This window comes from Paenibacillus rhizoplanae (genome assembly GCF_042684125.1).
In the GTDB taxonomy this organism is placed as follows: Bacteria; Bacillota; Bacilli; order Paenibacillales; family Paenibacillaceae; genus Paenibacillus_AQ; species Paenibacillus_AQ rhizoplanae.
Genome location: NZ_JBHUKY010000025.1, coordinates 36688 through 47474, shown reverse-complemented (window position 1 = coordinate 47474; position 10787 = coordinate 36688). Strand labels below are relative to the sequence as shown.

Sequence of the window (10787 nt, the reverse complement as noted above, 5' to 3'; positions counted from 1 at the left end):
GCACCTGGACTAGTCGGCAGCCTTCCACTCATCCTCCAGAACAGCCAGGCGGGACTCAAAAGTTGGCGGCTCCTCCCGCAGTTCCGCTTCCCATTGCTGCCTGCAACTGCAATCCAGGCCGTCCAGTGCAGATATATCCAATGTTCGGTTATATTCCTTCAAGGCTGCGAGCACTCTGTCGCTGCATTCCGGACAATTATAGGGCACTCCCACCGGCGAAGGATAGAACTGGAACAACCCGACTATCAATTTTCCAAGGTGGGCTGTACGCTTGACGACCTCCAGGATACTCCACAACCAGGCCGTCTTGTATCCCTTGCGTTCACTCAGAACCTGGACCAGAGTATAGTCCTGGATGGTGCAGGTTTCCAGTGATACTGTCGTCCCTCCGACCCGGAAGGAATGTTCAACAGCCAGTACTGCTTGTTCAATAGCCTCCATCTCTGTCAAAAAAGGGGGCTTCAATAGGACATACGTGCGCATGTGCATCTCTCGGGTAATGATCTCTGCTGCTTTGTTATATTGTTTAAGCGTAAACCCTTTATTGATGCAAACATACCGCAGGAAATCGTCGACGAGCTCCAGTCCCATCGCTATTTCAATATGTTTATTTGGAAGGAGCCGCTTGATCTCCCTAATCTTCTCTTCGGTAACGAACTCGGGACGGGTCTCCACAACCAGCATTTTAATTTCAGGCGTTTCACCAATCATTTGCAGAATTCTCCACAAGGCCTCCGAAGGAATCTCTCGTTCATTGATAATGGATCCGTTATTATACACATTTAAGAGCGGGAACTGATCGAATGGAATACGCTTGAACTCGTTCTCAAACTGCGCAATATAATTATCCGCCGAGATCGCTGTATCGGACCGGGTCTGCTTCGCCAAATGACCACACATGGTACAGCCATTACCGTTCTTCAGCGCCCATTCACAGCCGTTAGACATCAGATACATAACGGCACGTTTGTATTGGATTCCCTGGAAATTCTCCTCCCGGATATCCGTCTCCGTGGCGACCGTATTCAGATGGAAATCCTGCTTGGGGATCTTAGCATGTATAGCCTCCATAGCCTTTGCAATCTGGCGGTAATACTTTACGGTTTCTTTGGAACCCGTCCAGGTGTAGGAGTCCATCCCACCCCATTTGTTAAGATTACTCATAATGTCCTCCATTTCCTGATACCGGCTGAAGTTTGAATTCTACTTCCCAGAGCTGGTTCAGCTCCCGCTCCAGGTCGGTCAGACTACCCAATTGCCCCACCGGCTGCTGCAGATCCGCAAGCATAAGTCTTAACATTCCTACAAATCTTTCACGGAGCAAGGCAATGTCTTCCATGTTGAAGATCTCTGTGTGATAGACAAAATGAAAAGCTGTCTGATGAATATCTGTAATGGAGAGCAATAAAGGATAGTTCGTAGAGCTGTGGCCAGAGAAATCCTCCAGTTGCAGATTCCCGAATGTTCGGATATTTAACGGGTAATTCTCAATAATCAGCAGTGTATCGAAAAGCTCCTTCCGGCTGCCGGCCTCCATCCACTCCTGCACATCGACTAGTGGAGTAATCTCATAAGGCTGTCTCCGCAGATTGGACTGCCGGATATTCAGCAGGACATCGATAACTCTGGATTCATGATTTGCGTGTACCCTCACCGGGACCGTATTCATGAGCAGCCCGGCAATCTGCTCTATCCCCGGCAGGTTGCCGCTGCGTCCGGATGCGGTGACCCCGAACACGACATCGTCCTGTCCCGAGTACTGTTGCAGCAAGAATCCCCATGCCGCCGTATAAATGTCACCCACCGTCACCCCAGTTGCCCGGGCCGCATGCATCAGGTCTTGTCTTAGCCCATCTTCGATCATGCAGGAATCGTATCCGGCTTCGTTGCTTCCGGCTGACATAGAACCGATATTCTGCGTGAGCAATGGACGAACCACATATCCCTGCAAATATTGCTGCCAGAATTCTTGCCTCCCGCCCGTGTCCTGTCCGTGCAGCCATTTCAGATACTCCCTGAAGCCGGGCTTATGTATCGTTTGGGGGCGCCTTCCGGCTTGAAATGCTTCGTAAGCCTCCATGAACTCGCCGAGAATAATTCCGTTGCTCCAGCCATCATACAGAATATGGTGATGGCTGACTGTCATGACAAACCGGTTATCATCCCACTCGGTGACCATGACCCGAAACAAAGGAAGTTCCTCCAGCTGAAACGGGTTGGAGCGGTCTGCCTGCAGAATTCCCTTCCAGGCTTCCTCCTTGTCCGCTTCATTGAGCAGCGTAAGATCATGCACGGTCATGGTAATCGGCCGGTGCTTGAGAATAATCTGAACCGGATGTTCGATATTCTCCCAGCGGAACACGGTCCGCAGCATCTCATTATGGCGTATCGTCCAATTCCAGGCTCTTACGCTGGCGGTAATATCCATTGGCCCGTGCAGGGAATAGCTGTATTGTTCGAAATATAAGCCGGAATCCGGTTGCCGCAGACAATGGTACAATAACCCTTCCTGCATGGAAGTCAGCTTAAGCATATCCTCTACCAGACTTTTTCGGATCGGACGGTGGTTGGTCATGACAGCTTCCTCCTCATCCCGTTAATTGTGAACAATTCCAATCCCGTAGGATAAGGACCTTCCATTCTGCTGGAAGCCCGACGGTTCCCGGCTCCCCTCGGGATCGGAAATCTCTGTGCAGGTGCTGCAGAGAAGCTTTACCTCATTCCAGTAAATTCCGACGTCGTATCCCCGGCCCCAAGTTTTGGGATGCAGGTGGATATCATGAAAGGCAATTATTCCTCCTTGCGATACCAGCTGGCGGTACATATGGTAGTCTGAACTAACTCCGCCATAGGAATGATCCCCGTCGATAAACAGCAGATCAATCTGCCTGTCCCCCAGGAGCCTGATTAAATCCTGCTTGGTGGAATGGTGGAATGAGCGGTCCCGGATAAAAGAGAGCTGTTGGCCCGGTGCGCCGAAGCCGGAGTACAACTGCACCTCGTACTCATCCTGTCCGCCTCCGTAAGGGCCTCCCGGATAATCAATGCTGATCAGGCGGGCATTAGCATCCGCCAGCTGACACAGGCTGTAGAATACGCCGCCTCCAGCTGTTCCGATTTCCACTACTGTCTTAGGCTTGCGCTTCTGGACCAGCTCCAGAAATTCCCTGAGCTCATAAGGGTTCTGAATTGCCGGAAACAGCGGCATCCGCTCAGGTACTCCTTCCAGAATGGCGCGTAGACGCCGTGATTCCGGATCGGTTACATCCAGCTTCAAGTTTTCCGGTGTCAGCCGTTCAAAGAGTCCCGGAATCAGCACCTTGTCCAGCAACCCGTCAATCAACCCGCTGCCGGTTGTATCCCGGAACCAGTCTTCCGGCAGAAGATCCAGTACAGCCGAGTCTGTCCTCCCTTCCTTCACCGACTGTTTAAGCTCTTCGGCTTGTCCGGCAGATAATGTTATGAATCCGGGCTTGGAATGATGAATAACCAGCACTTCCCCCTGGAAGTGAATATGGTCCAGCCCGAATTTGTGGACCCATGGCAGATTGTTATACCTTTTGTGAATATAATGCTTGAGCGGTTCCACAGGCAGGAACCTTAAACATTGCGCAATTGTAGTCATCGTTCCCTCCGGCTCAGCCAAGAATTTGTCGCAGATACTGCCCGGTATAAGAAGCTTCCACGGCGGCCACTTCCTCCACGGTGCCGGCAGCGACGATTTGTCCTCCACGGTTCCCGCCTTCGGGCCCGAGGTCAATAATGTAATCGAGTGTTTTGATCAACTGCAGGTTATGCTCAATGACAAGCACCGTATTCCCCTCGGCAACCAGCTCCTGAAAGATATTCAGCAGCCTCTGAATATCGGCGAAATGCAGCCCTGTTGTCGGTTCGTCCAGGATGTACAGCTTGCCGATGCCTTTCTTCGCACCGCCCAGCTCATCCACCAGCTTAATCCGTTGCGCTTCGCCGCCCGAGAGAGTGACAGCCGATTGTCCAAGAATGAGATAGCCCATGCCCAGACGGTTCATTAACGTCAGCTTGTGATGAATATGATGCTGGTCCCCGAAGAAGTCAACGGCCTCCGCTACGCTCATCTCCAGCACTTGAGCAATGTTTTTCCCGCGGTATGCAATGTCAAGAATTTCTTCCTTGAACCGTTGTCCTTTGCAGGCTTCACACACGACCTCGATATCCGACATAAACTGCATTTCGGTCACCAGTACACCAAGTCCGGAACATACCTCACAACGGCCGCCCGCTGTATTGAAGCTAAATGAATTTTCCTTTACCTTCGCCGCCTTCGCCTGTGCTGTTGCTGCGAATAGCCGGCGAATGTAGTCGAAGATTCCGATATAGGTTGCCGGGTTGGAACGCGAATTCCTGCCAATTGGCTGCTGGTTCATATAAACCACATCTTCGATCCATTCAATGCCTCTGATGTTAGGATCCGCAGGCAAACTTGAAGCCCGCCGCTCAAAACGGGTACGAAGATTCTTTACCAAGACTTGATTAACCAGCGTACTTTTTCCAGAGCCCGACACCCCTGTAATCCCGACAAAACAGCCCAAAGGAATCCGTACGTTGATATTCTTTAAGTTGTTCTCCCGTGCGCCAATAATCTCCAGACAGCGAATGTGGTCTGAATGGACATCCATCTTCTGCAGCCTGTGTCTCCGGGGCAATTCAATGACTCTCGCCCCTGACAGATATTGGCCTGTCAAGGATAACGGGCTGGATTTCAACTGCCCCACAGTTCCCTGTGCGACAACCTCTCCACCCTGAACTCCCGCCCCGGGACCGATCTCCACGATATGATCGGCTCCTGCGATGAATTCTTCATCATGCTCAATCACAAGAATTGTATTATTTAAGTCCCTAAGCCGTTGCAGCATGCGAAGCAGCTTCCCGCTGTCCCTGGAGTGCAGGCCGACAGTCGGCTCATCCAGAATATAAATCATCCCCATTAGCCCCGAGTTTAATTGTGTGGTCAGGCGGACCCGCTGGGATTCTCCCCCCGAGAGCATAGTCACTGGCCGGCTGAGACTTAAATATCCTAGGCCTATCTCAATTAAAAAGGTTAGCCGGGCAGCTATTTCCCGGAAAATAGGCTCAGCCACGGCTTCCTCCTGTCGGCTCAGCCCCATCCGATTCAGCCCCTGGCAGAATTCCCGCAGCTCCTGAATCGGCATCTCGGATAAGTCGTGAATGCTCTGCCCGTTAATCCGGTACAGCAGCCGCTGACTCTTCAGCCGCGTACCCGCACACTTTGGACAGAGCTGCTCCCGTATTACACTCTTGTCCTCACCCTTAATTTCACTCAGCTCATTCTTTGCATAGCTATTAAACCGCTCATACACGATGTTAATGATTCCTGCGAATCTCTCATTCATCGGCTTGCCGCCAATAGAGGGATTCTCAATCAGTATTCTCTCACCGTCCGTACCGTACAGCACAGCATTCAGCGCCTCTTCAGATAAATGCTCCACCGGGGTAAACAGATCAAAATGATACCGGTTCGCCAATGCTTCAAATATCTTCCGGTTCTTGGCGAACTTGTCCTGTTCACACTGCCAGCCGATTAGTTGTATAGCGCCGCCACCTATGCTTTTTGTCTTGTCCGGAATGACCAGGTCCGGGTCCACGTAATAATGTCTGCCCAGACCGGTGCACGTCGGACAGGCGCCCAAGGGTGTATTGAAGCTGAATGCACCGGCCGCCGCCTCATGGGCCACGATTCCGCAGTCACTGCAACCAAGTTCCGGGTCAAATGTCAGCATGCCATCCCGCTTCACACCAAGCTTCATGAAGCCCTCTCCAGCCTCCAGTTGGGTATTGATTATTGCTTCCAGCGATCTGTGCTGCTGAGGCTGTACAATAAACGTCTTGATAAGAACATCATCTAACGAATAGATCTCAAGCATCGTCCCCTCCGGGTACTCCATCAGCTGACGGATCAGGGTTCTCTTCTTATTGACCGGAATCTCACGCTGGCAGTGCGGACATACCGCTCTGCTCGCCCGGGAGAACAGCAGCCTCAGATAGGAGCCGATATCGGTCAATGTCCCGACTGTGGAACGGGGGTTGCGTGACACGGTCTTCTGCTCGATCGCTATGGCCGGGGAGAGACCCTCGATCAGATCGACCTCCGCTTCGTCTGTCTTGCGCAGACTGCCGCGTTCGTACGCGGACAATGATTCCATTAACCGGCGGCGCCCTTCGGCGTATATCGTATGGAATACCAGAGAGGACTTGCCTGAGCCGCTGACACCGGTGAAGACTACAAGCTTGTCCCGGGGAATATGAAGCGTAATATTCTTGAGATTGTTCTGTCTGGCGCCTTTGATATAGATCTGATTCTGCAGCAACATTATCCCACCTTATTCTTGAAATTGCCCAATTCCAGCAGTTGGCCTGCATCCATCTTAAAGAGACGGTCTGCCAGATCGAAGTAATGGTCGTCATGCGTAATGGCAATTACAATCTTGCCTTCCGCCCGCATCCCCTGTAACAACGTCAGATAGAAAAACTTGCGGAATTCGGGGTCCTGGTCTGCCGCCCACTCGTCAAAGAGATAGATTGGCCGGTCCTCCAGATAACAAATTAACAACGCCAGCCGTTTCCTCTGGCCGCCTGACAGCTTGAGCGTACTGAACCTGCCATTATCAATGCTGACCTTGCCGTCCAGATCCAGCATCTTCAAGTAACGGTCAATTTCATCCTGCTTCCCTTCGTAATCAATATCATAGATGCGGTCAAATAAATGAAAATCAGAAAATATTGCGGAAAAATACTCTCCTGCACTGCCCGCTTCAATGACATTGCCATTGATGGCGATATATCCCTCCTGAGAAGGGTATAGACCGGTAATCAGCTTGGCTAAGGTCGATTTGCCGCTGCCGTTACCGCCGGTGATAAATATGATTTGCCCCCGCTCTGCTTCAAAAGAGACAGGACCTACTGTAAAGCTTCGCTCTCCAACCGTATCAGCATAAGAGAATATCAGGTGATGGAAAGCAATACTCTCGATCCCGCCCTCTTCGGTGAGTGAGTTCCATTCATTGCCTTCGTCAAGGCTCCTATCAGGCATTTCCTGATTAAAAGCTTCAACTCTTCTCCATGACACCCTGATTTGCAGCATATCGGGAATCACCTGCATCAATCCATTAATTGGACCGATCAAGTAAAGGAATACGATAATGAACTTAATCAGAGTAAAGTCTTTGATATCCGGAAATATTTTGGGAAAGAAGAAGATGACTACGCCCAGAATTAAGATCAGCAGGGATTCACCGGTTACCAGTGCATTGGTGAATTTAATCCTCGATAGAATCCGCTTATCGCGGTATTGCTCACAGCTGTCCTGCACATCCCCGCGGAACTGTAGTTTTTTACGCTGGTGCAGACTAAGCTCCTTATATCCCTTCAACATGTTGTCGATAAGGCCCATAAATACATTTTGCGTATCTCTGGCCTCTTCCCAATAACGGTTAGCCATATTGCTGACAATCATATAAAGGCCGGCTATCGCAGCAATTACTACCAGGGAAATTATCGTTCCCCAGAAAGAAATCGTTCCAAGATATATGAAACAGCAGATAACGGTTAAGAGACTGGTTACGAATCCCACCAGCACATTGGCGGATAATCCTATGAGCTCGGTATCGTTATTTAAGGTGGCTATAACCCTGCCGCTGTCCATTTTCTCCAGATTGGGATATGAGGTATTCAGAATCCGGCGCAGCAGCTCCATTCTTCTCTGATAGATCAAATGATAGGTGAGCTTGATCAGCTTGGTTTCAATGATTTTTCGTCCAAAGATATATAGAGCCAGCGCCAGCAGGAAGTAATACAGCAAGTAGCGGAGCGGGATCTCGGAACCCACAGAGGAGTTGACAATGAAAATGACAACGGCATTCGCAACACCGCTTAACAGACCAAGCATGATTAATGCTGGAATGGGACGCTTGTTCTCATTAGCTTCCGGAAATACTGTAGACAAAATCAGATATACGCAGCTCAGGACTGCCGTTGCGGCCGCTGCTGCTGCTGCTGCCGGAAGACTGACTGGAGACCAGACTATGGCTGTGCTCCACGATACCCCCTGCATGGCCTTCGGAATTAAAAATACGGCGTACACAAACGGCGCCGAAGCGGCTATTAATGCAATTCCTGTAATCAGAGCCTTGCGCCCCGGCGCTTGCCAGGAACGATTCTTCCGGAGGATGCCGGTAACCGTCCATCCCAGCAGCCCGGTAATGACCAGTACAAAGCCTGCAATAATGATGGCAATTACCGAATAGGCGTTATCCAGCTTCTGGTCAGGCTCATAGGGAGAGACAGGCTTCTTATCCCTTAGAATATCAAGGATTCCATGGCCCGTAATATATGTATTGGTCGTGCCATTGTTGGCCATTATGCCGACAGCAAGCTGATCTTCCGGCCGAAGCACCATGTACGCGGAGAAGTTAGGATTGAGTCCGGCTTTGGACAGTTCACCATTTCCGTGCTGGTAGTCTGCCCAGCCCATTGCATATGAAGAGTAGTCGAACTTGCTGGGCGGTACCGTGCGGTCAGGCTCATGGGTCTTCATAATCAGCGGAGTCAGCGGAGAGGTTACAGTTCCTAGTTGGTACATCAGCCATTTCGCCAGGTCCTCACTATCCATGATGATGTAACCCGCTGGCCGGTTACCGCGAAAGGTGGGTGAAGCATATTCTCTGGCTTGAAAGAATCCTGTCTTATAGCCGGTGGCAAGCGTTGAACCTGCCGTCTCCGGATATAAGGTTGTATGTTTAAGTCCGAGCGGCAGAAATACCTGGTCTCTCATATAATCTTCATAGAACTTGCCAGTTACCCGCTCAATAACCGCTCCAAGGATAGCATAATTGATCGTTGCATACTCAAACTGTTCACCGGGCTGATGATTAAGACGGACCCCGTCAATGTTACGTACGACTTCTTCTAAGGCATTGGGTTCATTGGAGACGGGAATATCGGTGATCGTGTACCAGGGAATACCGCTGGTATGATGCAGTAGCTGCCGAAGGGTAATGGGGAAGGAGCGGTTGTTATATTCTGCGTGAAACCAGGGGAAATACTTGGACACAGGGTCATCGAGTTTTAGTAACCCTTGAGCTTCTAATTGGAGAATAGCAAGGGCTGTAAACCCTTTGGAACACGAGGCAATTTCAAAACTAGTCTGGGGAGTAACAGGGGCCTTGCTCTTTATATTCGCATAACCGAAATTTTTCATATAGGAAATCTCTTTGCCCTGCACGATGACTACGGTCATTCCCGGTATTTTGCCCTCTTTCATTTTGGTTCGGACAAAAGTTTCAATTTCTCCGGCCTTCACACTGTCCAGTGCTGCATAAACCCTACTCTGGCCAACAAAGCATGCTAGTAAAAACATGCATAGGATTGACACCAGTCCTTTTGTGCAATTTCTTCTCTGTGCAAGCTCCATCTCCCGTTTCCAACTTTCTCTCAAAAATTTGAAATGATAAATACTTGAGATGCAAGATTGTGTATTATTTCACATATGCTCAAAACAAATTCTAACATATATTCTATTTTCAAACAATTGAATATTCTATGACCTTACATCGATTGACAACTAGGCCAGCCCTTCCTGCCCCCGATTTTATTGATAATCTTCCCTACCAGAGACTCATTCTGCGGTTTGCCCGGATCACAATTCATCATGACGACAACACCGCTTCCTTCTGCAGGAAATGCATAAACCTTGCATTGGAAGCCGATACCCCAGCCTTGAGAGACCAGATATACTTGGCCCTTCGCATCACGGGGAACAAATACGCCAAGACCCGCTTCCTCACTGCAGCCGTGAGCGCTAAGCATCAGTCGGGCAAACTCCGGATTTAGAATAAAATCACGCCCGCCCGCTCCAGCAGCAAGCAGCCGAACCACGAATTCCGCCAGCTCACCGGGAGTAGACCATAAGCCTGCCGCAGCCGGATAGGGATAAAACGGATATTTCCCCTTCACCGTTGTGCCGTGCGGGTCATGCCCGGCAGAAGTCCCGCGCGGCTTCTTCACCTTATATATGTTCCAGAACAAAGACCGCTGCAGACCCAGCGGCTGTAACACCAGCCGGTTCATGGCTGTGCTAAAGGGCATCCCGGTCACTTCCTCGATCAATTGGCCCACTAGACAATAGCCTGCATCCGAATATGAGAACCTGCTTCCCGGAGTACAGGATGACTGCAACGGTTCCTGAAGGAATCGCGTCTGCCCAGACAGAATATCGTTCATTGCTGGCGGCTGTTCTAGCTTGCTGAGCACATCGAAGCTGCCTTCAGGATCAATGAATCCTGCCTGGTGAGACAGCAAATGAAGCAGTGTCACCTTCGTATCCGCTGTATATTCATTATCCTGCAGCTTCCAAGAACGCATATAGCCATTCACATCATCCTCCAGTCCCAGCCTGCCCTCCTGCACCAGTCTCAGAGCCCCCGCAGCGGTAAACATCTTGCTGATCGAACAGGCATGGAAAACAGTATTCACCTTTACTGGACGGGCCTTGCCCTTCTCCAACACACCAAAGCCCTTTTGCCAGATGATTTGCCCATGGCTGAAGACGGCAACTCCCATTCCCGGAACATTTTCCGATTTCATCTCGCGCTCTAAATCTATAAATATATCATTTTTTTTCGGCATCGGTATCCCCCGCAAAAAGTTCACCTATTATTTGGTTTTGAATCTTGAATATGTATTTCTGTTACGATAACATCAAATCAAATATATGGCAATGACTACATATC

Annotated in this window: 6 protein-coding genes; all 6 read right to left on the bottom strand. The window is 50.1% G+C overall.

Translation table 11 applies throughout. The features are described from left to right. Positions 1–9: 9 nt before the first annotated feature. The gene (locus tag ACFSX3_RS15605) at positions 10–1164 is read right to left on the bottom strand and encodes an archaeosine biosynthesis radical SAM protein RaSEA (protein WP_209993104.1); all 1155 of its coding nucleotides are present in this window, start codon (positions 1162–1164) and stop codon (positions 10–12) included. After that, positions 1157–2575 (bottom strand): condensation domain-containing protein, encoded by a 1419-nt coding sequence (locus ACFSX3_RS15600; protein WP_209993102.1) that lies wholly within the window; start codon positions 2573–2575, stop codon positions 1157–1159. Before ACFSX3_RS15600 ends, ACFSX3_RS15605 begins: the two co-directional genes overlap by 8 nt. A gap of 21 nt (positions 2576–2596) precedes the next feature. Continuing rightward, positions 2597–3625: a class I SAM-dependent methyltransferase gene (locus tag ACFSX3_RS15595; RefSeq protein WP_209993100.1), complete on the bottom strand. Its 1029-nt coding sequence runs from the start codon at positions 3623–3625 to the stop codon at positions 2597–2599. A gap of 13 nt (positions 3626–3638) precedes the next feature. After that, positions 3639–6371 (bottom strand): excinuclease ABC subunit UvrA, encoded by a 2733-nt coding sequence (uvrA, locus tag ACFSX3_RS15590; protein WP_339218643.1) that lies wholly within the window; start codon positions 6369–6371, stop codon positions 3639–3641. Beyond that, positions 6371–9415 carry a cyclic peptide export ABC transporter gene (locus ACFSX3_RS15585; RefSeq protein ID WP_379313009.1) on the bottom strand — a complete coding sequence of 1015 codons (3045 nt, stop codon included), beginning with the start codon at positions 9413–9415 and terminating at the stop codon, positions 6371–6373. Before ACFSX3_RS15585 ends, uvrA begins: the two co-directional genes overlap by 1 nt. Before the next feature lie 188 nt (positions 9416–9603). Continuing rightward, on the bottom strand, positions 9604–10683 hold the full coding sequence (locus ACFSX3_RS15580) for a serine hydrolase domain-containing protein (RefSeq protein ID WP_379313007.1): 1080 nt from the start codon (positions 10681–10683) through the stop codon (positions 9604–9606). Positions 10684–10787 lie beyond the last annotated feature (104 nt).